22 protein-coding genes are annotated in these 24808 nt (G+C 71.2%); 12 read left to right on the forward strand and 10 right to left on the reverse strand.

The window, feature by feature from the left end; all coding sequences use genetic code 11:
• The first annotated feature begins 19 nt into the window (after positions 1-19).
• Together Aut01nite_RS39675 and Aut01nite_RS39680 are read left to right on the forward strand one after the other, a co-directional pair.
• Positions 20-541 (forward strand): LURP-one-related family protein, encoded by a 522-nt coding sequence (locus Aut01nite_RS39675; protein WP_173476698.1) that lies wholly within the window; start codon positions 20-22, stop codon positions 539-541.
• A gap of 9 nt (positions 542-550) precedes the next feature.
• Positions 551-2017 carry a deoxyguanosinetriphosphate triphosphohydrolase family protein gene (locus Aut01nite_RS39680; RefSeq protein ID WP_043526444.1) on the forward strand — a complete coding sequence of 489 codons (1467 nt, stop codon included), beginning with the start codon at positions 551-553 and terminating at the stop codon, positions 2015-2017.
• Between the two features lie 213 nt (positions 2018-2230).
• Here the strand turns inward: Aut01nite_RS39680 and Aut01nite_RS39685 are convergent, their stop codons facing one another.
• From Aut01nite_RS39685 to Aut01nite_RS39710, 6 genes are read right to left on the reverse strand one after another with little or no spacing between them, the layout of a single operon-like run.
• On the reverse strand, positions 2231-2947 hold the full coding sequence (locus tag Aut01nite_RS39685; RefSeq protein WP_043526446.1) for a glucose 1-dehydrogenase: 717 nt from the start codon (positions 2945-2947) through the stop codon (positions 2231-2233).
• Positions 2948-2958: 11 nt separating this feature from the next.
• On the reverse strand, positions 2959-3762 hold the full coding sequence (locus Aut01nite_RS39690; RefSeq protein WP_052163879.1) for a helix-turn-helix domain-containing protein: 804 nt from the start codon (positions 3760-3762) through the stop codon (positions 2959-2961).
• Between the two features lie 7 nt (positions 3763-3769).
• A complete protein-coding gene (locus Aut01nite_RS39695; RefSeq protein WP_043526448.1) occupies positions 3770-5416 on the reverse strand; it encodes a GMC oxidoreductase in 1647 nt (548 codons plus the stop codon).
• Positions 5417-5474: 58 nt separating this feature from the next.
• A complete protein-coding gene (locus Aut01nite_RS39700; RefSeq protein WP_043526449.1) occupies positions 5475-7076 on the reverse strand; it encodes a glycosyltransferase family 39 protein in 1602 nt (533 codons plus the stop codon).
• A 25-nt stretch (positions 7077-7101) separates the two neighbouring features.
• On the reverse strand, positions 7102-7551 hold the full coding sequence (locus Aut01nite_RS39705) for a peptidase associated/transthyretin-like domain-containing protein (protein WP_052163880.1): 450 nt from the start codon (positions 7549-7551) through the stop codon (positions 7102-7104).
• Positions 7552-7582: 31 nt separating this feature from the next.
• Positions 7583-8605: a fatty acid desaturase family protein gene (locus Aut01nite_RS39710; protein ID WP_043526451.1), complete on the reverse strand. Its 1023-nt coding sequence runs from the start codon at positions 8603-8605 to the stop codon at positions 7583-7585.
• A 107-nt stretch (positions 8606-8712) separates the two neighbouring features.
• Between Aut01nite_RS39710 and Aut01nite_RS39715 the strand changes: the two genes are divergently transcribed.
• Complete coding sequence (locus Aut01nite_RS39715; RefSeq protein WP_043526452.1) at positions 8713-9999, forward strand: sensor histidine kinase; 1287 nt, start codon at positions 8713-8715, stop codon at positions 9997-9999.
• Positions 9951-10589 carry a LuxR C-terminal-related transcriptional regulator gene (locus Aut01nite_RS39720; RefSeq protein WP_043526454.1) on the forward strand — a complete coding sequence of 213 codons (639 nt, stop codon included), beginning with the start codon at positions 9951-9953 and terminating at the stop codon, positions 10587-10589. The genes Aut01nite_RS39715 and Aut01nite_RS39720 overlap by 49 nt, the downstream gene beginning before the upstream one ends.
• 217 nt (positions 10590-10806) lie before the next feature.
• On the opposite strand, the gene Aut01nite_RS39725 is transcribed toward Aut01nite_RS39720, so the two are convergent.
• The 3 genes from Aut01nite_RS39725 to Aut01nite_RS39735 form a co-directional block, all read right to left on the reverse strand.
• Positions 10807-11841, reverse strand: coding sequence for a WD40/YVTN/BNR-like repeat-containing protein (locus Aut01nite_RS39725; protein WP_043526455.1), 1035 nt, complete (start codon positions 11839-11841; stop codon positions 10807-10809).
• A gap of 17 nt (positions 11842-11858) precedes the next feature.
• A complete protein-coding gene (locus Aut01nite_RS39730; protein ID WP_043526457.1) occupies positions 11859-12056 on the reverse strand; it encodes a hypothetical protein in 198 nt (65 codons plus the stop codon).
• An 84-nt stretch (positions 12057-12140) separates the two neighbouring features.
• Positions 12141-13874, reverse strand: a complete 1734-nt coding sequence (locus Aut01nite_RS39735; RefSeq protein WP_043526459.1) for an alpha/beta hydrolase — start codon at positions 13872-13874, stop codon at positions 12141-12143.
• Between the two features lie 191 nt (positions 13875-14065).
• Here Aut01nite_RS39735 and Aut01nite_RS39740 point away from each other — a divergent pair, with 191 nt between their 5' ends.
• The 5 genes from Aut01nite_RS39740 to Aut01nite_RS39760 are packed head-to-tail and all read left to right on the forward strand — an operon-like array spanning position 14066 to position 20317.
• A complete protein-coding gene (locus Aut01nite_RS39740) occupies positions 14066-15874 on the forward strand; it encodes a diguanylate cyclase domain-containing protein (RefSeq protein ID WP_043526461.1) in 1809 nt (602 codons plus the stop codon).
• Between the two features lie 43 nt (positions 15875-15917).
• Positions 15918-17636: an acyl-CoA dehydrogenase gene (locus tag Aut01nite_RS39745; protein WP_043526462.1), complete on the forward strand. Its 1719-nt coding sequence runs from the start codon at positions 15918-15920 to the stop codon at positions 17634-17636.
• Positions 17637-17646: 10 nt separating this feature from the next.
• Positions 17647-18609, forward strand: a complete 963-nt coding sequence (gene ligD / locus Aut01nite_RS39750; RefSeq protein ID WP_043526464.1) for a non-homologous end-joining DNA ligase — start codon at positions 17647-17649, stop codon at positions 18607-18609.
• 34 nt (positions 18610-18643) lie between these two features.
• Positions 18644-19156 (forward strand): RNA polymerase sigma factor, encoded by a 513-nt coding sequence (locus Aut01nite_RS39755; protein ID WP_052163881.1) that lies wholly within the window; start codon positions 18644-18646, stop codon positions 19154-19156.
• A gap of 3 nt (positions 19157-19159) precedes the next feature.
• Positions 19160-20317: a WD40 repeat domain-containing protein gene (locus Aut01nite_RS39760; RefSeq protein WP_043526466.1), complete on the forward strand. Its 1158-nt coding sequence runs from the start codon at positions 19160-19162 to the stop codon at positions 20315-20317.
• Between the two features lie 37 nt (positions 20318-20354).
• Here Aut01nite_RS39760 and Aut01nite_RS39765 read toward each other — a convergent pair whose 3' ends face one another.
• Positions 20355-21389: a LacI family DNA-binding transcriptional regulator gene (locus Aut01nite_RS39765; RefSeq protein WP_043526468.1), complete on the reverse strand. Its 1035-nt coding sequence runs from the start codon at positions 21387-21389 to the stop codon at positions 20355-20357.
• A 321-nt stretch (positions 21390-21710) separates the two neighbouring features.
• On the opposite strand from Aut01nite_RS39765, the gene Aut01nite_RS39770 reads away from it, so the two are divergent.
• From Aut01nite_RS39770 to Aut01nite_RS39780, 3 genes are read left to right on the forward strand one after another with little or no spacing between them, the layout of a single operon-like run.
• Positions 21711-23006 (forward strand): ABC transporter substrate-binding protein, encoded by a 1296-nt coding sequence (locus Aut01nite_RS39770; RefSeq protein ID WP_043526469.1) that lies wholly within the window; start codon positions 21711-21713, stop codon positions 23004-23006.
• A complete protein-coding gene (locus Aut01nite_RS39775; protein ID WP_043526471.1) occupies positions 23006-23938 on the forward strand; it encodes a carbohydrate ABC transporter permease in 933 nt (310 codons plus the stop codon). Before Aut01nite_RS39770 ends, Aut01nite_RS39775 begins: the two co-directional genes overlap by 1 nt.
• Positions 23935-24780 carry a carbohydrate ABC transporter permease gene (locus tag Aut01nite_RS39780; protein ID WP_043526473.1) on the forward strand — a complete coding sequence of 282 codons (846 nt, stop codon included), beginning with the start codon at positions 23935-23937 and terminating at the stop codon, positions 24778-24780. Before Aut01nite_RS39775 ends, Aut01nite_RS39780 begins: the two co-directional genes overlap by 4 nt.
• Positions 24781-24808 lie beyond the last annotated feature (28 nt).

Genomic DNA, 24808 nt, shown 5'->3' on the forward strand with positions numbered 1-24808 from the left:
GCGTCAGCGCATTCGTTTCATGGTGAACCAGTACGAGGTTCACGCCGTCGACCCGCAGACCGGCGGGGAGGCCGGCATCCTCGCGTTCGCGCAGCAGAAGCGGCTCGCGTTCAAGGAGCAGGTGACTCTCTACACCGACGACACCAAGCAGACCCCGCTGCTCGGTTTCAAGGCCCGCCAGGTCATCGACCTCGGCGCGACCTACGACGTCACCGACGCGAACGGGCAGCCGATCGGCCTGTTCCGGAAGAACTTCGCGGCGTCGCTGTTCCGGTCCAGCTGGGTCGTCGAGCAGCCCGGTTACGGCGAGATCGCCGGCCAGGAGCGCAACCAGTGGGTGGCGATCCTGCGGCGGTTCGTCGACTACCTGTCCTGGCTGCCGTACCACTTCGACTTCACGATCCAGGGCCGGCCGGCCTTCTCGGTGGTGCGCAAGTGGGGTCTGCGGGACACGTACCAGGTGAGCATCCACGACCCGAACCTGGACCGCCGTCTGGTCGTGGCGATGGCCGTCGCATTGGACGCCCTGCAGTCCCGGTAACCTCCCGGCATGGACGATCCACGTGCCCAGCGCCTCTTCGGTGACAGTCTGGTGGCCCCCGGAGATCTGGCGTCGAGCCCTTTCCGGGTGGACCGGGACCGGATCGTCAGCTCGCCGTTCCTGGCCCGTCTCGCCGGGGTCACTCAGGTGATCAGCCCCGGCGGGGCCGGGCTGCTCGTGCACAACCGGCTCACCCACAGCCTCAAGGTGGCTCAGGTGGGCCGGGCCGTCGCCGAGCGGCTGCGTTCCGCCGAGCCGGACCTGGCGGAGAAGCTCGGTGGCTGCGACCCGGACGTGGTGGAGGCGGCGGCGCTCGCCCACGACCTCGGGCACCCGCCGTTCGGGCATCTCGGTGAGCGGGTGCTGGACCGGCTGGCCCGGCACCGGCTGGGGCTGCGCGACGGGTTCGAGGGCAACGCGCAGTCGTACCGCATCGTGACCAGCACCGAGATCCGCGGCCAGGCCACGCTCGGCCTCAACCTGACGAACGCGGTCCGGGCCGCGATCCTCAAGTACCCGTGGACCCGGCACACCCACCCGGACCCGCACCCCCGGTTCATGGATCCGCCGCCGCGCGGCGCCGCCTCGGTCCCCGACGATCCGGACGGCGGCTCCCTCAAGTTCGGCGCCTACTCCACCGAGGTCGCCGACGTGCGGGCGGCCCGTGCCCCGTTCGCCGGGCGGGTCGCCGACTGGCAGCAGACCGTCGAGGCGTCGGTGATGGACGCCGCCGACGACATCGCCTACGCCATCCACGACCTGGAGGACGTGCACCGGGTCGGGGTGCTCCAGCAGGGCGCCGTCGCCTCCGAGCTGATGGCCTGGCAGCGCTGGGGCAGCGAGTCCGACCTGAACCGGGCCGGCGGCGCGATCGAGTCGCTGCGCCGCCGGTTGCGCCGCAAGGAGGACTGGATCGCCGACGACGAGGCCTTCGCCGACGCCGTCGAACTGGTCCGCGCCGAACTCGTCGACGGCCTCCTGGCCCGTCCGTTCGACGGTTCCCTGGAGGCCGAGGCCCGGGTCGCCGCCTTCTCCGCCAACTGGACGCACCGCCTCGTCGCGTCGGTCGAGCTGATCGAGCAGCCGGCCGTCCGCAGCAGTCACGCCCAGTTGGCTCGCGCGCAGTGGCACGAGGTGCAGATCCTCAAGTTCGTGCAGAACCGGTTCGTCCTGGAGCGTCCCGACCTGGCCCTGCACCAGCGCGGCCAGGCCCGCCTGCTCGCCTCCCTGGTCGAAGCGCTGATCGCCTGGCTCACCGACCCCGACGAGGAGCAGCGCCTGCCCCGCCGCCTGCGCGACCTGGTCGAACTGGCCGAGACCGAACTTCCGCCCGGCACCCGCGACCGTCTCACCCTGGCCCGCGGCCGCGCCGTCGTCGACTTCGTCGCCGGCCTCACCGACAGCCAGGCGGTCGGCCTGATGGAGGCGCTGTCCGGCCGATCCCGCCAGCTCTGGACCGACGCCTTCGTCCTGTAGAAGCCCCGCGGTGGCCCGGGCGGGCCGCCCGCTTCGGCTTCCACCGCTTTCGCCGGTACGCCGTACATCGTCCCCGCCGAACCCGGCCCGTCCCGGAACCACCGCATTCGGCCCGGCGGCCGCGTTTCGGCCGGGACACCCGCCAGCCTCGCGCGGGAGTCACGGGACGGGCCGGTCCGGCGCGGGGCGAGGTACGGCGTACCGCCTCGGGGGTCACAGCAGCAACCCACCGCCTGCCCGCACGTTCTGGCCGGTGATCCAGGCGGCGTCGGGGCCGGCGAGGAAGGCGACGACCGCGGCGATGTCGGCGGGCGTGCCGAGGCGGCCGAGGGCGGTGAGGGCGGTGGTCCGCGCGAGGGCCTCCGGTGGGTTGGCGCCGCGCAGCATGTCGGTGTCGGTGGCGCCGGGGGAGACGGTGTTGACCGTGATGGCGCGGGGGCCGAGTTCCCGGGCGGCGACCTTGGTGACCTGTTCCAGGGCGGCCTTGCTCGCGCAGTAGAGGGTGAGGCCGGGCGCGGGCACGGCGGTGTTGAGGCTGGACAGGTTGATGATCCGGCCGCCGTCGCGCAGCAGGGGGATGGCCGCCTGGATGGTGAACAGCGGGAACTTCGTGTTGACCGTCAGCAGGCGGTCGAAGTCGTCCCGGGTGAGGTCGGCGATCGGGCGGCTGAAGGTGATCGCGGCGTTGTTGACCAGGATGTCCAGGCCGTCGCGGACCGGATCGAGGATGGCCGGGAGGGTGGTGAGGTCGGCCTGGTCGCAGCGAACGGCGGTCGCCCCGATCTCCGCGGCCAGGGCCTCGGCGGCGTCCTTCGACGAGTGGTAGGTGAGGACGACGCGGGCGCCGTCGGCGGCCAGGCGCCTCGCGACGGCCTGGCCGATCCCGCGCGAACCGCCGGTGACCAGCGCGGTCTTTCCGGTGAGTGTCATGCCTGCGGACGTTAGGCGGGACCCGCCGGGCGCGTCTTGAAGGAATGCGCCACCGGCACGGAGGCGGGGGCGACGAGGGCGCGGAGGGCGGTGGGGGTGAGCCCGGCGAAGGCGCGGACGTCGCGGGTCAGGTGCGGCTGGTCGGCGTATCCGGTGTCGGCGGCGGCCGTGGCGATCGGGGCGCCGGACAGCAGGCGGACGGTGGCGCGCTGGAAGCGGGCGATCCGGCTGACCGTCCCGGGGGAGAGGCCGATCGCGCGCTGGAAACCGGTCTCCAGCCGTCGCCGGGACACCCCCAGAGCCGCGGCCACCGCACCGGCCCGGGCTCGTCCGGGACCTCGCTGCAGTCGCCACCAGGCCGCGGTGACCAGCGGATCCTCCGGTGCGGCGGGGTCCAGACGCGCGGCCAGCCAGCGGTTCAGGAGGGCGAACCGGGCGTCCCACGACGTGGTGGCCGCGAGTTGTTCGGGGAGGACGACGTCGTCGAGCGGGACGACCTGGCCGACCAGTTCCGGCGTCGGCACCCCGAGCAGCGCCGACGCCCCGGCCGGAGTGAGCCCGACGGTGACGCCGTGACCCCAGCGGCTCTGGCCACCGACCACCGGGGTGGCGCTGGGGCCGGTCACCACCCGGCACGCCCCGGTCAGGTCGATGACCAGGGCCGGCACGTTGATCGGCAGGATCCGGTGCGGGATCGGCGTGGCGGTGGAGAAGCCGCTGTAGGCGAGCACGTGCCGGCGCAGCCGCGGGTCCGGACGGCGCGACACCGTCCAGCAGGGGGTCCCGGCCGCGGCCGCCGGCACCGAGTGGATCATCGGAACCTCATCGTGGGCGGATCTGCAGGCGCAGGGCGGCCGGGGCGTGCGCCGGGACGGCGGGGGAGCGCGGCGCGATCGGCTCGAGCCGCCGGTACGGGTCGCCGAGCGCGGGCCGCCGGTCGGTTTCGCCCTTGTTGGGCCAGAGGGCGATGGCCCGCTCCGCCAGCGCCGTGATCGTCAGTGACGGGTTGACGCCCAGGTTGGCCGGCACCGCCGAGCCGTCGATCACGTGCAGGCCGGGATGGCCGAAGACCCGGTGGTAGCCGTCGACCACCCCGGTCTCGATCGACTCGCCGATCGTCGCGCCGCCGAGGATGTGCGCGGTGAGCGGGATGTCGACGATGTCGCCGACGGTTCCGCCGGGGAACCCGCCGATGGTGTCGGCGAGGCGCCGGACGGCCTGGTGACCGACCGGGATCCACACCGGGTTGGGTTTGCCGTGGCCGAGGGAGGTGGTGAGCCGCCCGGTACGCGTCCGCCGTACCGTCAGGGAGTTGTCCGCGGTCTGCATGACCAGGGCGATGATGGTCCGCTCGCTCCACCGCCGGACCGACAGCGAATGCCCGAAGACGATCGGGTGCCGCAGCGCCTGCCACAGGAACCGCAGCGGCCGGGGCACCCGCCCGCCGCCGTCGACCAGGATCGTCGACAGCAGGCCCATGGCGTTGCTGCGCGGGCCGTAGCGGACCGGTTCGATGTGCGTGTCGGCGTCCGGATGGAACGACGACGTGATCGCGATGCCCTGGGAGAACGGCTGCTCCGGGACGTCCTTGACCGCGGCGCCGAGCAGCGCCTCCGAGTTCGTCCTGGTCAGCCGGCCCAGCCGGTCGGACAGGCCGGGCAGCACCCCGGTGTCCTTCATGGCGTGCAGCAGCCGCTGGGTGCCGAGCGCGCCGGCCGACAGGATCACCTGGCCGGCCGTGAAGCCGCCGCGCCGGGTCTCGATCCGCCACCCGTCGCCGTCCGGCCGCAGGGACGTGACCTCGGTGTCCGGGTGCACCGTCACCCCGGACTTCTCGGCCAGGTAGAGGTAGTTGACGTCGAGCCGGTTCTTGGCGCCGACCCGGCAGCCGATCATGCAGTCGCCGCATTCCAGGCAACCGGTCCGGTCCGGGCCGGCGCCCCCGAAGTACGGGTCCGGCACGGTCTTGCCGGGTTCGCCGAAGAAGACCCCGACCGGGGTCCGCCGGAACGTGTGCCCGACCCCCATGTCCTCGGCGACCTGCCGGATCGCCACGTCCGACGGGGTCATCGTGGGCTGTTCGGTGACGCCGAGCATGCGGGACGCCTGGTCGTAGAAGCCTTTCAGCTCGCCGGCCCAGTCGGTGATCCCGGACCAGTGCGGGTCGGCGAAGAACGGGGCGGGCGGCACGTACAGCGTGTTGGCGTAGACCAGCGAGCCGCCGCCGACCCCGGCCGCGGACAGCACCATGATGTCCTTGAGCAGGGTGATCCGCTGCATGCCGCGCAGCCCGAGTCGCGGCGCCCAGAGGAAGTTGCGCAGGTCCCAGGACGTCGTGGGCAGGGTGTCCGGGGTGAACCGGCGGCCGGCTTCGAGCACACCGACCCGGTAGCCCTTCTCCGCCAGCCGGAGTGCGCTGACGCTGCCACCGAAGCCGCTGCCGACGATCACGATGTCGTAGTGCGTCATCGTGTCACCTAAGCATTACCGATCGGTAACCTTCAAGAGGTCAGCGCCGATAGATGCTTCAGCGCCGATAGATGCTGATGGAGTGGCCTACCTGGTCGATCAGGGTGCTCGACTCGATCATCTGCCTCAGGCGGGGACTGGCCAGCGCCACGCGCGAGTCGGAGACCACCAGGAGACCACGGACCTGATCGAGGGGTACGGCGAACGGGTCCCGCGCCTCGATCCCGTAGTACCCCGGCACCCCGGCGCCCTTGTAGACCAGCCAGACGGGCTCGCCCGGGTACTCCGTCCGCAGGCGCCGGCCGAGCCGGGGCAGGTCCTGTCCCCAGTCCACGTTGGCGTCGTGCAGGTTGCGGTGGGTGTTCGCCGTGCCGCCGAAGGCCTCGTTGGAGTAGGGGAGGTAGTTCGGGAACGTCAGCAGCGAGCTGACGGCGACGAAGAGGACCAGCGCGGCCGCCGGCCACCTCATCCGCCGGATCAGCGCCACCGTGCCCGCCGCGACGGCGAGGAACATCGGCAGGACGATCACGTACCGGGTGCCGTAGTTGCGCGCCCCGCTCATCGTGACCAGCACCAGCACCAGCGAGACCGGCAGCAGGTGGAGCGCCGCCGCCCGCAGCCGGGGGATCACGACCATGGTGATCGCGCCGGCCAGCCACATCGCCAGCATCCCGAGCGGCGTCTTGATCAGGATCGCGACCGGCATGTAGTACCACGGCGAACCCCGGTACGCCTCCCCCAGCAGGAACCCGTTGTAGACCTTGTTCTCGAAGGAGAACTGGACGAGCATCCCGTCCCGGTACGCCTGCGGGAACGGCAGCAGATCCACCGCCAGGCCCTTCAGCCCGCGCGGATCGGGCAGGCCGGGCGGGGTGGTCCAGCGCAGCCGCGGATCCACCACCAGATAGGCGAACCAGACCACCGCCACCGCGATCACCCCGGCACCGAGCGCCGCACCCACGGCCCGGACGATACGCCGCTTGCGGTCCGCGGCGAGCGCACGCCAGCCGACCCAGCCGCTCCACCCCAGGAGCAGGATCAGCAGCGGTACGGCGGGAAGCGCGCTCATCCTCGTCGCCAGCGCCGCCCCGAGAGCCGCCCCGGCCAGCGGCACGTACCGCCCCGGGTGCTCCCGCGCGCGCCAGGCCAGCCAGAACGCGGTCAGCAGGAACCCGGCCGCCGGCACGTCCAGGGTCGCCAGGGACCCGTGCGCGATCACGTCGGGGGAGAAGCTGTACAGCGCCAGCGCGATCAGCCCCGCCCACGCCCCGGCCAGGTCCCGCGCGAAGGCCAGCACCACCAGCCCGAACAGCAGGGTGAGCAGGATGACCGGCAGCCGGGCCAGCAGCATCAACCGGAACGGGTTGTTGCCGTTCTCGTAGAGCAGGTGCCGGCCCAGCCGGGTCTGGTCACCGGGATGGGCCGGATCGAGCTCGGCCCCGGCGAACGCCGTCCCGGCCGCGATGATCAGCTTGCCGAGCGGCGGATGCTCCGGGTTCAACCGCAGGCTGTGCTGCTGCCGGTAGACCTCGGCGGTGGCCACATAGACCGGCTCGTCGATGGTCGGCGACTGCTGCATGGCCGTGGTCACCATGGCGAACGCCATCTGGCCCAGCATCGCCACGACCGCCGGCAGCAGGAACAGACGGCGTCGTGGCATCGGGCCAATCTAGCGGGACGCCGGTTCAGACGCCCACCGTACGGGTGGCGACCAGCCCCCGGGTCGCGTCCCCGGTCACCGACGGGATCTCCAGCGCCCATCCGCCGGCGAAGCAGCCGTCCCGAGCGATGCTCATCCCGTCCAGCCGCCGCCGCTCCGCCGCGCAGTACGCCTTCGCGCAGGCGTCCCCGGGCAGCGCGAGCTGAGCGGCGTGCAGCAGCCCGTCGGAGTCGCCGCCGTCGTGCACGGCGAAGTGCACGTGCGGCCAGCAGCCCGCCTGCGCGCCGGGGAACGCGCTGCCGAACGACACCCAGCCGGCCGGGTCCACGGTCTGCCGGCCGCGCGCCCGGTGGCCGCCACAGTGCCACAGGCTCACCGCGCAGCCGGCCCGCGGGCGGCCCGAGTTCGTGCTCACCAGGCGCAGTCTCACGGTGAGCGCCACACCTCGCGCCACGTCGTCACGGTGCTCCGTCATGGCGGTCTGATCGGCGCGGCCGGGGGATCCGTTACCCGTTCCGGGTTGCGGACCGGTGGCGGCGCAGGTCGGCGCCGACGTCGTGCAGGTGCCGCAGGGCCTGCCGGTACGACTCGATCAGCCCGGTCGTCTCGTACGGCACCCCGATCTCGGCGCAGTAGTCCCGCACGATCGGCTGAGCCAGCCGCAGGTTCGGCGCCGGCATGGCCGGGAACAGGTGGTGCTCGATCTGGTGGTTCAGCCCGCCCAGCGCCGCGTCCACGAACCGGCCGCCCCGCACGTTGCGCGAGGTCAGCACCTGCTTGCGAAGGAAGTCCTCGGTGCCGTCCGGATGCGGCATGCCCTTGTGGTTGGGTGCGAAGGTCATCCCCAGGTAGACCCCGAACAGCGCCTGGTGCACCACCAGGAAGGCGAGCGCCTGCAGCGGGGTGAGGACCAGGAGCAGCGCGGCGGCGTACCCGCAGAAGTGGATCCCCAGCAGCGTGGCCTCCCGGCCGCGCTGCTTGACCGTGCCACGCCGCACCGCGCGCACGCTGTCCCGTTTGAGGGAGACGCCCAGCAACGTGAGCAGCGGGAAGAACAGCCACGCCTGATGCCGGACCAGGAAACCCCGGCCACGGGCCTGCTCCCGGGACCAGACCAGGTTGTCCGGTCCGACGTCCGGGTCCAGGTCGTCGTGGTTCGGGTTGGCGTGGTGCTTGGTGTGCTTGTCCATCCAGTAGCCGTAGGACATGCCGATCGCCAGGTTGCCGGCGATCATCCCGGCCCGGGAGCTCGGCCGGTTGGTGCGGAACACCTGCCGGTGCGCCAGATCGTGGGCCACCAGCGCCACCTGGGCGAACGCGACGGCCAGGAAGACCGCCACCGCCAGCGTCCACCAGGAGGCGCCGACCAGGAAGAAGGCGGCCCAACCGCCGATCAGCGCGGTCGAGACGAGACTGAGGCGTACGGCGTAGTAGCCCGGCCGCCGGCGCAGCAGGCCCGCCGCGCTGATCCGGCGGTTGAGTTCGGCGAAGTCGCTCCCGGTGGTCCGGGTCCCGGTCGTGGTGGTCATGCCTCGACTCAACCGGCTCGCCCCCGCGGAGTCAGGAGACCCAGCACCCCCGCGGAGGTAGGGCTGGCACTACCGACAGACTGGCGGCCGATCGCCAGGATGGTGACATGGACTCGCGCGACTGGATCCGGGACGGGATGCGGGCCGTGGGGGGCGGAGTCGTCGCCCTCCCGCTCGCCCTCGCCAACCTGTTCCTTCTCGTGCTCTTCGCGGTCTCGCTGGCGCTGACCCCGGTGCTCGGTCTGGGGCTGCTGCTGGTGCCGCTGGTGACGCGGCTGATCCGGTTCCGCGCCGACCTGTCCCGCCGGATCGCCGCCGGATGGCGGGTGCCGATCGCCCGGCCCTACCGTCCCCGCCCGGAGCGGGCCGTGCTCGGCGGCATCCGGCACTACCGGTGGATCGTCACCGACCCGGCGACCTGGCGCGACGTGGCGTGGCTGCTGCCCGGCGGGCTGGCCGGCCTGGCCCTCGGTGTGCTGACCCTGGCCCTCCCGCTCTACGGGGTCGAGGGCATCCTGCTCATCCCGCTGTGGATCTCCCTCGGCGTGGAGGGTTACGGCTACGGCGTGATCTGGCCGATCGAGACCGTCGGCGAGGGCTTCCTGTCCCTGCCACAGGGCGCGGTGATCCTGGCCATCGGGGTCGCCCTGGCGCCCTACCTGCGCCGGGGCGACGCGCTGATCAACCGGCTGTTCCTCGCCCCGACCCGGGCCGCCGAGCTGCGCCTGCGGGTCAGCCAGCTCACCGTCACCCGGGCCGACACGGTCGACGCCCAGGCCGCCGAGCTGCGCCGGATCGAGCGGGACCTGCACGACGGCGCACAGGCCCGGCTGGTCTCCCTCGGCATGACGATCGGGCTGGCCGAGGCGATCCTGGACGCCGACCCGGCCGCCGCCCGGGAGCTGCTCGCCGAGGCCCGGGACAGCAGCTCCGCCGCCCTGGTCGAGCTGCGGCACCTGGTCCGCGGCATCCATCCGCCGGTGCTCGCCGAGCGTGGCCTGGAGGGCGCGGTCCGGGCACTGGCGATGGCCCTGCCGATGCCGGCGACGGTGACCGCCGCGGTGCCCGGCCGGCTCGACACGCCGGTCGAGTCGGCGGCCTACTTCGCCGTCGCCGAGGCACTGGCCAACGCGACCCGGCACAGTGGCGCCACCGGCCTGACGGTGGATCTGTGGCACACCGGCGACACGCTGCTCCTACGGGTCGGCGACGACGGCAAGGGCGGCGCCGACCCGGCCGGCGGCACCGGCCTGCGGGGCATCGAGCGCCGTCTCGCCGCCTTTGATGGCACGATGAGCCTGTCCAGCCCGCCGGGCGGGCCGACTGTCGTGACCATGGAGCTGCCGTGCGCGTTGTCATCGCCGAGGACCTCGCCCTCCTCCGGGACGGGCTGATCCGGATCCTCGAGGCGTACGACTTCGAGGTGGCGGCGGCGGTCGACAACGGACCGTCGCTGCTGCCGTCCCTGCTGGAGCATCGGCCGGACGTCGCCGTGGTGGACGTGCGGCTGCCGCCCACCTTCACCGACGAGGGCCTGCAGGGCGCCATCGCGGCCCGGCAGAAGATCCCCGGCATGCCGGTGCTGGTGCTCTCCCAGCACGTCGAGCCGCTCTACGCCCGGGAGCTGCTGACCGACCGGGCCGGCGGCGTCGGCTACCTGCTCAAGGACCGGGTGGCGAACGTGGCCCAGTTCGTCGACGCGGTCCGCCGGGTGGCGGCCGGCGGCACCGCGATGGACCCCGAGGTGGTCTCCCAGCTGCTGGCCCGCCACCAGCCGCCGCTCGCGGCACTGACCGCCCGGGAACGGGAGGTGCTGGCCCTGATCGCCGAGGGCCGCTCCAACGCGGCGATCGCCACCAAACTGTTCGTCGGTGAGAAGGCGGTCAGCAAACACATCAGCAGCATCTTCACCAAGCTCGGCCTGCCCCCGTCCGACGACGACCACCGTCGTGTCCTGGCCGTCCTCGCCTACCTCGACGTCTGATCCCCGGGCCCGGCCGGTGGACGGCCCGGGGTTCGTTCATCCACACTGCCGGACCGTCCACAGCCCGACTCACCGACAACCACGTTTCCTGCCACACTGTCAGCGGGGGAGCCCCCTGGGTGGGCGGGCTCTGTGCCGGCGGGGCTTTCTGCTGGCTGGGCTCCGTGCCGACGGCCCGGCAGGCGACCGTCGAAGCGTGCCGGCAGCCCGCAGGCGACTATCGCAGGCGGGCGATCCGGCCCTTCTCGCCGGAGGCCCAGCAGGCGCCGGACGAGGTGCAGGCGACCGCGTCGAAACTGCCGGTGTCGAAGCGCCGCCAGGTGACGCCGCCGTCGTAGGAGACGTCGCTGCCGGTCGGCCCGACGGCGAGGGCGGTGTGGCGGCTGCGCCACGCCACCCCGGAGCGGTATTCGCCCGGCTCCCGCTTCGCCACGGTCCAGTGCCGTCCGCCGTCCCGGCTCACCGCGGCCGCGTCCGGCGCCGTGCCGGGCGTGACGTAGTCGCCGCCGACCGCGATCCCGTGCCGCGGGTCCCGGAACGCCAGCGAGTAGATTCCGGCGCTGGCCCCGCTCGGCACCGGTGTCCCGGTGACGGTCCAGGTCCAGCCGCCGTCACGGGAGGCGAACACCCGGGCGGTGGCGCCGCCGCCGGTGGCGAACCAGGCGTGCCGCCCGGCCGAGACCAGGCAGGTCCCGCTGGCGGCGAAGGCGAACTCGCCGGGCAGCGCGTCCGGCATGCCGGTGGTGGGCCGGACCTGCCAGGTGCGCCCGCCGTCCCGGGTCGCCAGGATCCGGAATCGCCCGCCGACCGGGTCGGACAGGGCCAGGCCGTGGCGCCGGTCGAGGAACGTCACGCAGTCGTAGAAGGCCGCCGGGTCGTCGTTGCGGAACGCCTCGGTCCAGGTGGCGCCGCCGTCGGTGGTGGTGTAGATGCGGGAGTCGGGGCCGTTGCCGATGGTCAGGGCGACCGCGTGCCGGGCGCTGAACGCCTCGATGTCCCGGAACTCCAGCGCGGCCGCCTCCGGTGGCCCGACCGGGGCCCAGGTCCGCCCGCCGTCGACGGTGCGCAGCACGGTCCCCGCGGATCCGGCCGCCCAGGCGACCGTCGCGCTGACCGGCGCGAGCCCCCGGAACCGTGCGGTGGAACCGGTGTCGGTGAGCTGCCAGGACGAGCCGTGGCCGGTGGTGAACCCGGTGGTCGCGAGCAGGACGAGGGCGAGCACCGCGATGGACGTTTTTCGATGGAGCGTCATGCCGGGAAACTACCGTGTCAAGCGGTGGATCTCGATGGGCTGGGGGAGGGTGCCGGCGCCGGCGTGCCGGGTTCGTCCTCGTCCAGGAGCAGGCGGCCGGCCAGCAGGCCGCCGCCGAGGATCACGACGGCGGCGAGCATGCCCGCGACGCCCTGCACGATCGGCCGTCGCCGTCGTCCGGGCACGCGGGAGAACCCGCTCCGCGGATCACCCATCCGGCCCCCTTCCGCAGTCCTCCTGGAATCTCAACGCGGAAGAGGTGACGGCGGGTATCACCCGAACCGGGTGATGTGACGGGCCTAGCGGTCCAACAGCTTCCGGAGGCGGATGCTGTCGGCGGTGGTCCAGCCGGGCGGGGGTGCGATGGCGGCCCACCCGTCGACGGTCTCGGACTTGTAGACGTGCCCGTGCCCGGTCGGCACCTTGGTGGAGAAGACCAGGTCACAGGTGATCTGCCAGAACGTGATCCCGGGGTACCAGTGCATGTCGGGGGTGACGTCGGCGGCCCGTCTCCCGGTCAGCCACTGCGGTTTCTGCCAGAGCAGGTCCCAGCTCCACCAGACCACCGGGTCGGTCGCGTTCTGCAGGTACACCACCTTGGGCCGGGGGCCGGTCGGATCGCGCAGCTCGGCCGCGTCGTCGGCGAACTCGATCGGCAGAGCGGGGTACTGCGGATCCCAGATCGGGCTGCCGGCGGTCCGCCCGTCGGTCAGCTCCCGGTGTGCCGGGTTGGCGAAGGTGGGCCCGAGCAGCAGCGCCCCGTCCGCCCCGTCGACCAGGCCCTCGGGGGTGCCGAAGGTGGTCTCCATCCCGTACGTCCCGAGGCTCTCGCCGAACAGCAGCAGCCGTGGCCGCTCGCCGGCCGGCATGGCCGCCCAGCGCTCCCGCACGGCGCCGATCAGGGCGTCGGCCGCGTTCACCACCTCGGAGCGGTCGCCGACGAAGGCGAAGAAGCTCGGCAGGTACGAGTACTGCATGGAGACCAGGGCGGTGTCCCCGGCGTACATGTACTCCAGGGCGCGGGTGACCTTGTAATCCACCCAGCCGGTGCCGGTCGGGGTCACCACGGCCACCACCGACCGGTCGAAGGCCCCGGTCCGGTCCATCTCGCGGACCACCAGCCGGGCCCGCTCGGCCAGGGAGTCCGCCGAGGTCAGGCCGGCGTAGACGCGGATCGGCTCGACCGCCTGACGCCCGGCGAATCCGGTGAGCTCCTCCACCGTCGGCGCGTTGGTGACGAAGGCCCGGCCCTGGCGGCCCAGCGAGTCCCAGGTGATCAGGGACTGCGGGCCGCCGGAGCGCAGCGCCGAGGACGGGACGGTCACCCCGTTGGCGGTGCCGCTGTTCTCCACGGCGGCCGAGCGGTCGGCCATCGCGAACAGGTTCGCCACCAACAGGCCGTCGAAGGCGCCGTAGGCGAGCACGGCCACGACCAGGGTGCCGGCGCAGTAGGCGGCGGCGGTCGGGAAGAACCGCTGGAGCAGCAGCGCGCAGCCGCGGGTGGCCAGCCGCAGCAGCCGGGCGAGCAGCAGCAGCATGCCGAAGGTGAGCAGGCTGACGCCGACGGTGCGGAGGATGTCGATCTCCGGGACGGGCGGCATCCCCAGCCGCGTCCGCAGGTCACGCTGCCACCGGGTGCCGAGCCACAGGAAGACCGCGAACAGCACCGGCACGAGCGCGGCCAGGGCGACCCAGCCGTACCGCGCGGTCCGGGCCCGCATCGGGCCCCGCCACCGGCGGGCCAGCGCGCCGAGGGTGGCACCGAGCGCGTACCCCATCGCGGCGGTGATCCCGGCGACCACGCCCTGCAGCAGCCAGGCGCGTGGCAGCAGGGACGGGGTGAAGGAGAGGCAGTAGAAGGCGGCGGCGAAGGCGGCCCCGGTGAGGCTCAGACCGGACCGGACGATGTGGCGGCGGACCGGGCGGTCGGTCGTGGGGGCGGGAATCCGTTCGGAGGAGCGACGCGGCGAGGGGATCCGCCCACGGAGCGGCGTCAGCCACCCGGGCGGTGACGCCACCACCTGTCTGCGCATCCGGTGCTCCGTTCGTCGGGCCGGGACGTACGCGGGGTGATGTATCCACCCCGGTACGTGGCCCCTCCATCATCGTGGGTCGATGGCCCCGAACGCCGCCCTATTTACCTCCGGGTTCCCCCTGGTTTTGTCCTCCGGGGTTCTTTCACTCCGGTGCGCCGCTGCCGATGGGCAGCATGAGGAGGAACGCCATGCGGCTGCGCAACTGGATCGCGGTGCTGGTCAGCGTCTTACTGCTGGCCTGCGCCGGGGTCGTCGGCATTCTGGTGAACCGGTCGGCCGTGCAGGCGGTCGAGAGGGTGCACCGGAATGACACGACCGCGCTCGGCGACAACAACGGCACACTCACCGCCCAGCTCCAGACCTACTCCGCGGTCGAGCTGGGCCGGATCGCCGCGCAGTTCGCCGGCCCGGGAGCGGGCCCGGCGAGGCTTCCCGACCTGCTGAGCACGGCCGCGAGGAAGTCGAGCACCTTCACCTACGGCCTGATGGTGGCGGACGCCACCGGCGCGCGGGTGCTCGCGAGCCGGCCGTCCGGCCTGCCGTCCACCGGTGACGCCGGCTGGCGGCGGATGTGGGCGCAGGTCCGCGGCGGTGGGGCCGGTTTCTCGGACATCATGCTGGTGGAGGGCGGGGACGCGGCGGATCCGGAGTCCTATGTGGCGGCGGTCGCCGTGCCGATTCCCACCGCCGCCGGGTACCTGATCGGGCTGAACCAGGTCGCCCGGACCTCGCTGCAGGGTTACATCGGTGAGCTCAAGAGCGACCTCCACGAGACGACGATCGTCGACGCCACCGGCCGGATCGGCGCGGCCAGCGTCCGGTCCCGGGTCGGCTCGACCATCAGCCGGAGCGTCTTCGCGCCGAAGGAGACGTTCGAGACCGACTCGGAGAAGTCCTCCTTCATCCAGTACGACGAGGACGGCACCGCGATGGTCGCGGTGGTCTTCGACAAGACGCCCAGCGGCTGGTACTACGTGCGGACGCAGACCAAGAAGGAGTTCGACGGCGCGGTCTACAGCAAGAGCCAGACGTTGAACATCACCCTGCTGTCGATGCTGGTGATCGGCGTGGCCGGCATCATCGCGCTCGGGTACCGCCAGCAGATCCAGCGGCGCCGCGCCGACCAGCGGTTCCAGGCCCTCTTCCAGCACGCCCCGGACCTGGTGTCGGTGCTGGACAGCACCGGCCGGATCATCTTCAGCAGTCCCAGCACCACCTCGGTGCTCGGCTTCGAGCCGGGTTCGCTGGCCGGGCACAGTGTGTTCGACGTGCTGCACCCGGAGGACGAGCCGCAGATGCGGGGGCGGCTGGGCACGCTCCTCGCCGACCCGTCCGCGGTGCTGCGCCTGCAGTGCCGGGTCCGGACGGCGAGTGGCGAGTACCGCTGGTTCGACTTCACCGCCTCCAACCAGATGCAGAACCCGGCGCTGAACGGCATCGTGATCAACGCCCGGGACGTCTCGGAGAACCGCGCCTTCCAGGAGCGGCTGGAGCACGAGGCCCAGCACGACCCGCTGACCGGCCTGCCCAATCGCCGGCGGATGCAGGACAAGCTCAACTCGACGCTGACCGCGGACGCGGTCGCGGTGCTCTTCGTCGACCTGGACGGGTTCAAACCGGTCAACGACGTGCACGGGCACGAGGTCGGCGACGAGTTGCTGCGCCAGGTGGCGGACCGGCTCAGCGCCTGCGTACGGGCCGATGACGTGCTGGCCCGGGTCGGCGGCGACGAGTTCGTGATCCTGATGCCGGGGGTGCTGACACCGGAGGACGCCGAGAACATGAGCGGCCGCGTACGGTATGTCCTCGAACTCCCCTTCCGGATCGACGGTCACGAGATCGCGATCGGCGCCAGCGTCGGCGTCCATCTGGCCCCGGCCGCCGCCGACCCGGACGAGGCCCTGCGCGCCGCGGACCACGCGATGTACGAGACCAAGCACACCGGCCGGATGCCGGCCGGCGCGATCCGGGTCGGCAGGCATCGCGCGGGGGACTAAACTTCGTGCACACTGGGTGCAGTAAGTTTCTCTCGAAACGGTGGTGACCGCGGTGTCCAAGGTGCTCTCCCGGCGTGACCTGGAATTCCTGCTCTACGAATGGCTCGACGCGGAGGCGCTAACCGCCCGCGAGCGGTTCGCCGAGCACTCCCGGGAGACGTTCGACGCGTTTCTCGACGTGTCGCAGCAGATCGCCGAGCGCGATTTCGCCCCGCACAACCGGGCCGGCGACCTCAACGAGCCGACCTTCGACGGGGAGAAGGTCACGATCATCCCGGAGGTGAGCCGGGCGCTGAAGGTCTTCGCCGAGTCCGGCCTGCCCGCCGCCGGGTTCCCCGCCGAGCTCGGCGGCCTGCAGCTGCCGCACGTGGTGCAGCGGGCCTGCTTCCTCTGGTTCCAGGCCGCCAACACCGGCACCTCGGCGTACGCCATGCTCACCTCGGGCAACGCCCACCTGCTGGTCGCCCACGGCACCGACGAGCAGATCCAGCGGTACGTGCTGCCGATGCTGGAGGGCCGCTTCACCGGCACCATGTGCCTGTCCGAGCCGCAGGCCGGATCCTCGCTCAGCGACGTGACGACCAGGGCCGCCAAGCAGCCCGACGGCACCTACCGGGTCACCGGCGGCAAGATGTGGATCTCCGGTGGCGACCACGAGCTGAGCGAGAACATCATCCACCTGGTGCTGGCCCGGGTGGAGGGCGCGCCCGCCGGCGTCAAGGGCCTGTCGCTGTTCATCGTGCCGAAGAAGGACCTGGAGACCGGCGAGCGCAACGGTGTCGTCCTGGCCGGGCTGAACCACAAGATGGGTTACCGGGGCACCACCAACACCGTGCTCGCCTTCGAGGACGCGGCGGCCGAGCTGGTCGGCGAGGAGGGCCGCGGCCTTCAGTACATGTTCCACATGATGAACGAGGCCCGGATCGGCGTCGGCGCGGGCGCGGTGGCCCTCGGCTACACGGGCTATCTGCACGCGCTCGACTACGCGCGGGAACGCCTGCAGGGCCGCCCGGTCGGGGACAAGAACCCCACGGCGCCCCCGGTCGCGATCGTGCGGCATCCGGATGTCCGGCGGATGCTGCTGAGCTCGAAGTCGTACGTCGAAGGGGGTCTGGCTCTGATCCTCTATGCGGCGAAGCTGCTGGACGAGCCCTCCCCGGAGAACGACCTGCTCCTCGACACGCTCACCCCGATCGTGAAGGCCTGGCCGTCGCAGTGGTGCCGTCTCGCCGACGACCACGCCATCCAGATCCACGGCGGCTACGGCTACACCCGGGAATATCCCGTCGAGCAGTTCTATCGGGACAACCGGCTCAACTCGATCCACGAGGGCACCGACGGCATCCAGGCCCTCGACCTGCTCGGCCGCAAGGTCACGCAGAAGGGCGGCGCGGGCCTGGGCCTGCTGCTGGGCCGGATCCGCTCTCGCGCGGGCCTGGTTCCGGAACTGGGTGACGCCGTGATCGAGGCGGCCGCGCGTGTGGAGGCGACCACCGCCAAACTGTGGGCCGCCGGGAACGCGGAGACCGCGCTCGTCAACGCCACCGCCTACCTCGACGCCGTCGGCCACCTGGTGATCGCCTGGATGTGGCTGGAGCAGTGGAGCGCCGCCGAGGGCAAGGAGGGCGACTTCTACGAGGGCAAACGCCTGGCCGCGCGGTACTTCGTCACCCACGAGCTGCCCCGGATCGGGCCTCTGCTGGATCTTCTGGACTCCGGTGACACCTTGCTTCGGGACATGGACGACGCCTGGCTGGGCTAACTTGAAGGGCATGTCCGGTAAAGCCACGATCATCGAAGTCGGCGACCACGACGTGCGGGTCTCCAACCCGGACCGGATCTACTTCCCGGAGCTCGGCGCCACCAAGCTCGACCTGGTCGAGTATTACCTGGCGGTGAGCGACGGGATCGTCCGGGCACTGCGCGAGCGCCCGTGCATGCTGCACCGCTTCCCGGACGGCCTCGCGGGGGAGAAGGTGCATCAGAAGCGGGTGCCCAACGGCGCTCCGCCCTGGCTGGAGACGGTCCGGGTGAAGTTCCCGCGTTACAACCGGCACGCCGACGAGCTGTGCGTGACCAAACCGGCCGACGTGATCTGGGCCGTGCAGATGTCCACCGTGGAGTTCCATCCGTGGAACTCCCGGCGGGCCGACACCGAGCGGCCCGACGAGTGGCGCATCGACCTGGACCCGATGCCGGACTGCCCGTTCGGCACGGTCCAGCGGGTCGCCCCGGTGGTCCGCGAGGTCCTCGGTGAGCTGGGCATGACCGGTCACCCCAAGACCTCCGGCGGCAAGGGTCTGCACGTCTACGTGCGGATCACGCCGCAGTGGGGCTTCTCGGAGGTACGCCGGGCCGCGCTCGCCTTCGCCCGCGAGGTGGAGCGGCGTGCCCCGGCCGACGTGACGACCACCTGGTGGCGCAAGGACCGCGACCCCACCTCGCTGTTCATCGACTACAACCAGAACGCCCGGGACCACACCATCGCCAGCGCCTACTCGGTCCGCGGCGTGCCCACGGCCACCGTCTCCACCCCGGTCACCTGGGACGAGATCGGAGATCTGGACCCCAGAGACTTCACCATCCGTACGGTGCCCGCGCGCTTCGCCGCCCTCGGTGATCTGCACGCCACCATCGACGACCACGCGTACTCGCTGGACACCCTGCTGGAGTGGGCGGACCGCGACGAGAAGGCCGGCCTGGTCACTCCCGAGGAGAAATCCCCGGATCATTAGGGAACCGATCGGCGGTCTCCCGCGTGTATCGGTCATGGCGGTACGGACAGCGCTGAGCCCGGACGTGGCGGCACCGGTGGAAGAGGACGGTTTCGAGGCCTTCTACCGGGCGAACGCCGACCGGGTCTACCGCGCGCTCGTGGTGACCCTGCGCCGTGACGACCTGGCCGCCGAGGCGGTGGCCGAGGCGATGTCCCGGGCCTACGCCCGCTGGTCCACGGTCAGCCGTCTGGAGAACCCGGCCGGCTGGGTCTTCCGGGTCGCGCTCAACTGGGCCACCTCGTGGTGGCGCAAGGTCCGCCGGGAGAGCCCGCCGGCCGACGAGGCCGCCCACCCGCACCTGCGAGCGCCGGACGGCTCGATGGCGGCCCGGGACGCGCTCGCCAAGCTGCCCGAGCCGCAGCGGGCCGTGATCACCTGCCGGGTGCTGCTGGATCTGTCCACCGCCGAGACGGCCACGGCCCTGCGAATCAGCGAGGGCACGGTGAAGAGCCGGCTCTCCCGCGGTCTGGCCGCCCTCCGGCACGAGCTGAACAGCGAGGACTGAGCCATGGAGAGGATTCCGCAGAACGTGAGCGAGGCGGTCCGGGTGGCGGCGGGAGCCGCACGGGGATATCCGGGCGACCTCGCTGACATCCATCGCCGGGTCCGCCGTCGCCGCAACCGGCAGGCGCTCGTGTGCGCCGCCGCGGTGGTGGCGGTGCTGGGCGCGGCGGCCGCCGGGGCGGCGGCCTGGCGGCGGCCCACCGCCCCGGTCGTCACCCCGGCCGCCACCGGCCCGGCCCGTAGCGCGGAGCCGTCACCGAGCACGGCGCCCACACGGCGGGACCCGGCCCAGCCGCTGATTCTGGACGCGGCGGCCGGCTCCTACCGCGGGAGCGACGGTAGGACCGTCGTCCTCGGCGGCGACAAGCGGATCGGTGAGCTCCTGCCCGGCGGCGAGTTGCGGGGTCACCCGGTCGCCGGCTCGCGGAACTGGGAGAAGGCCGTGGTGGTGTTGCCGGACGGCAGTCTCGTCGCATTCGGCAGCCACGACACCACGCCGGGGGTCGAGCGCACCGACGGCCCGAACGTGAGCGGGCTGGAGTACCGCCTGGTGGGTGTGGACTCCGACGGCACGGTCTCGGTCCAGCGGAACATCCGCCGCAAGGGCGAGCCGGTGACCCTGGTGACCTCGACGGCGACCACGGCGTATCTGTGGCGCCCGGCGGGCCTGGCCGAGCACGACCTCGCCACCGGCGCGGAGAGGATCGTCGTGAAGAAGGCGGCGCTCGGCTTCGAGCAGGTCTTCGGCTCGCTGCGGATGTCGGACCTGGCCGGCGACCGGCTCGTGGTCGCCGGGATGAACGACGAGTGCAAGCCGAGCGTCTACGACATCGCCACCAGCCGGCGTGTCGCCGCACTGTCGCTGCACGGCTCGAAGTGCGTCGCCGTGAACGCGATGCGGCTCTCCCCGGACGGCTCCAAGCTGGCGGTCGCCTACCAGCACGAGGACGCCTCGGCGGGTCTGCTGAGCAGCGTCGCCGTGATCAGGGTCGCCGACGGCACGGTGATCACCCGCCGGCCCGAGCCGGAGATGGGCACCACGCAGGCGTCCTGGGCGACCTCGCTCGCCTGGGCGGACGAACAGACCGTGCGAGCCGCTTCCTACCTGGTCGGCGCTGAGGAGACCAGCGAGGTCACCGCGTTCACCATGACGGCCGGCTAGCCCCCGCCGGTGCCGCGGCGCCCGGTGACCACCACGGTCACCGGGCGTCCGGCGTACGTCCCGCCGTGCTCTCCCGGACGATCAGCCGGTGCGGCGCCCGCAGCTCCAGACCGGGCGGCGGGGTGTCGCTGGCGATGCGCAGCAGCAGCCGTTCGACAGCGGTGGTGGCGATCCACTCCTTGTCCGGCGAGATCGTGGTGACCGTCGGGTTGGAGTAGGAGCCGTCCTCGATGTCGTCGTACCCGATCACCGCGATGTCCTCGGGGATCCGCAGGCCGCGGGACACGATGCTGCGGATCGCGCCGAGCGCCACCAGGTCGGAGTAGCAGAACACCGCGTCCGGCGGCTCCGGCAGGTCGAGCAGATGGTTCATGGCCTGCGCGCCGTCGATCCGGTTGAACCGCGGCGTCTGGATGATCAGATCCTCCTGCGGGGTGAGGCCCCGGCCCTTGTGCGCGTCGCAGAAACCGCGGGTGCGCCGTTGCGCCGCCTCACCGGTGGCGTACGGCTGGTCGCCTATCGCGGCGATCCGTTGCCGGCCCATGTCGAGCAGGTGCTCGGTGGCCTGGCGGGAGGCGGCCACGTCGTCGATGCCGACGTGGTCGAAGAAGCCGTCGCTGCTGCGCTCGCCGAGGATCACCAGCGGGAGCGTCGGGTCCCGGTCGGTGAGGGCCTGCTGGTCGAGGCCGAGCGGGCTGAAGATGACGCCGTCGAAGAGCAACCGGCGCGAGCCGTCGGCGATGAAGGCCCGCTCGTGCTCCGGGTCGCCGTCGGTCTGGTCGATCAAAACGTTATAGCCGCCGACCCGCGCCGCCCGGATCACGCTCTGCAACAACTCGGAGAAGTACGGGGTGTCCAGGTAGGGCACGACGACCGCGATCTGACCGGATCGGCCCTGCGCGAGGTTGCGCGCGAGTACGTTCGGTCGGTATCCGAGCTCTTCCACCGCGCGTTGAACGCGCTCTCTCGTACGTTCCGTGACATTGGCGTAGCCGTTGACCACGTTGGAGACCGTCCGGCTGGATACGCCAGCCAACTCAGCGACGTCACGCAGAGTTACTTCTCGACGCAAGGTGCCCCCCTCTGCCCGCTCCAAGTTTCCGGCAGGTTACCCCTTGCCGTCGTTAAGGCGTCCGTGCATGCTTTGCTTTGCAGCGCTGCAAAAGCGTAGCAACACCGTCCGACGGACCGAGAGAACTGTTTGGCGGCGAGGTCCGGCCTGTATGGCCGACCCCCGGTGTGCCAGCACCGGAGGCCGGCTCTCTGAGCCCTGAACCGGCTCAGAACTGATCAACTGGATACGCATCCCCCACTAGAAACGAATCTACTTGTCTGTGAGGACCCAGTGAACATCAGCAAGCTTAGTGCACGACGGGTCAGTCGGCGATCGGTTGTGGCGGCGGTCGCTGCCTCGGCGCTCGCGCTGACCGCCTGCAGCAGCGGTGGCGAGAAGGCCGCGGAGAAGCCGGACGGCCCGGTCACCGTCAAGGTCTGGGCGTGGTACCCGGAGTTCAAGGCCGTCGTCGACCAGTACAACGCGACCCACACCGACGTGAAGATCGAGTGGACGAACGCGGGCACCGGCCAGGACCAGTACACCAAGCTCCAGACCGCGCTGAAGGCCGGCAAGGGCGCGCCCGACGTGGTGCAGCTCGAGCTCCAGGAGATCCCCACCTTCGCGCTCACCAAGCACCTGGTCGACCTCGGCAAGCACGGCGCCAACGACGTCAAGGGCGACTACGTCGACTGGGCCTGGAAGCAGGTCAGCTCCGGTGACCAGGTCTACGCGATCCCGGTCGACGCCGGCCCGATGGCGATGATGTACCGCGAGGACATCTTCAAGAAGTACAACCTGACCGTCCCGACCACCTGGGACGAGTACAAGGCGCAGGCCGAGAAGCTGAAGGCCGCCTCCGGTGGCAAGTCCTTCATCACCGACTTCGGCGCCAACGACGGCGGCTTCATGACCGGCCTCTTCTGGCAGGCCGGCGCCAAGCCGTACGCCTACGACCTCGCGAACCCGTCCAGCATCGGCGTGAACGTCAACAACGCCGAGGCCAAGAAGGTTCTGGAGTACTGGGAGGGCCTGGTCAACGGCGGTCTCGCCGACACCACGGCGTTCCACACCACGGACTTCTACAACGGCCTCAACACCGAGAAGTACGCGACCTACATCGCGGCCGGCTGGGGCCCCGGCTACATCCAGGCCAACGCGGCCGGCTCGTCCGGCAAGTGGAAGGTCGCGCCGCTGCCGCAGTGGGCCGCCGGCGAGAACAAGCAGGGCGACTGGGGTGGCTCCTCGTTCGCGGTGACCGACCAGGCCAAGTACCCGGACGTCGCCGCCAAGGTCGCGATGGAGCTCTTCGGCGCGAAGAACACCGAGGCCTGGAAGATCGGCATCGACAAGGCGTTCCTGTTCCCGACCGCCACCCCGGTGCTGGAGTCGGACACCTTCAAGAACAAGCAGTACGACTTCTTCGGCGGCCAGAAGGTCAACGAGGTCTTCGTCCCGGCGTACAACCAGATCGGTGAACTGGCCTGGAGCCCGTTCAACAGCTACAACTTCAACCAGCTGACCACGAACCTGAACCAGGCGATCGAGAAGAAGACCTCCTGGACGGCCGCGCTGGACACCGCGCAGGAGAACGTCAAGAACTACGCCACCCAGCAGGGCTTCAAGGTTCAGTAATGACCGAGGTCCAGACTCCCCCCGCGGCCGCTCCGGCGGCCGCGGGCCCCTCGGCCGCACCCGGCACCCGGCGGTCGGCGAAGGTGAAGGAAGCGGCCACCGGCTGGCTGTTCGCCCTGCCCTTCACGATCCTGCTGATCGCCTTCCTGCTGCTGCCGATGGGCTACGCATTCAAGATCAGCCTGTACCGGTCCACCCTGCTCGAGGGTGAGGTCTTCGCGTTCTTCGACAACTACCAGCAGGCGTTCTCCGACCCGCTGGTCCGTGAGGGCGTGGTCCGGGTCCTGATCTTCGGGCTGGTCCAGACTCCGGTGATGATCGGGATCGCGCTCGTCGCGGCCCTGCTGATCGACGCCACGACCTCCCGGTTCTCCCGGTTCTTCCGGCTGGCCGCCTTCGTGCCGTACGCCGTGCCCGTGGTCATCGGCACGCTGATGTGGGGCTTCCTCTACAGCGACAGCATCGGCCCGCTGTCCGGGCTGGGCATCGACTTCGTCTCCGGCGACACGGTGCTGGCGTCCCTGGGCAACATCACCACCTGGCAGTGGGCCGGCTACAACATGATCGTCCTGTACGCGGCCCTCCAGGGGCTGCCGCGGGAGACCTACGAGTCCGCGCGCATCGACGGCGCGAGCGAGGTCCAGATCGCGCTGCGGATCAAGACGCCGATGATCTCGTCGGCGCTGATCCTGGCGACGCTCTTCACCATCATGGGCACGCTCCAGTTCTTCACCGAGCCGCTGATCCTCCAGCCGCTCAACCCCGGCGCGATCACCCAGCACTACACCCCCAACGTGTACGCCTACAACCAGGCGTTCTCGTTCCAGCAGTACAACTACTCGGCGGCGATCTCGTTCCTGCTCGGAGCGGTGGTCTTCATCGGGTCGTACATCTTCCTGTTCGCGACCCGGAAGAGGAGCGCGCTGCGATGAGCTTGAAGAAGGGCAGCGTCGCGGCCCACGTCGTCATGGGGCTGATGGCGATCTACTTCCTGCTGCCGTTCTGGTGGCTGCTGGTCGCCGCGACCAAGGACAACCAGGGTCTCTTCGACTCCGCGTCGCTCTGGTTCTCCGACTTCCACCTGATCGACAACCTGAAGGCGCTGTTCAGCCAGGACAACGGGGTCTACCTGACCTGGGTGCGCAACTCGGCCTTCTACGCGGTGGTCAGCGGTGTCGGCTCGACGGTCGTCGCGGCGCTGGCCGGCTACGCCTTCGCGAAGTTGCGCTTCCCCGGCCGCAACGCCCTGTTCTCGCTGCTCCTCGGCCTGATCATGGTGCCGGCCACGGCGCTGGTGCTGCCGACCTACCTGCTGATGTCGCAGGCGAACCTGGTCGACACGATCTGGGCGGTGATCCTGCCGTCGCTGCTCAACCCGTTCGGCGTCTACCTGCTGCGGGTGTACGTGCACGACTCGATTCCCGAGGAGATGCTCGAGGCGGCCCGCATCGACGGCGCCGGCGAGCTGCGGGTCTTCACCAGCGTGGCGCTGCCCGCGATGAAGCCGGCCCTGGTCACCGTCCTGCTGTTCGGCATCGTCGCGTCCTGGAACAACTTCTTCCTGCCGCTGGTGATGCTCAGCGACGACCAGCTCTACCCGCTCACCGTCGGTCTGCGGAGCTGGTACATGTCCGCGATCATGGGCAACGGCGGCGCGGCCACCTTCAGCGTGATCGTGACCGGCGCGCTGATGGCGATCGTCCCCCTGATCGCCGCCTTCCTGATGCTGCAGCGGTACTGGCGCGGTGGTCTCACCATCGGTGCCGTCAAGTAAGCCAGCGCATCTCCTCTTCTTCTCGGTT

This window comes from Actinoplanes utahensis (assembly GCF_016862455.1).
Taxonomy (GTDB): Bacteria; Actinomycetota; Actinomycetes; order Mycobacteriales; family Micromonosporaceae; genus Actinoplanes; species Actinoplanes utahensis.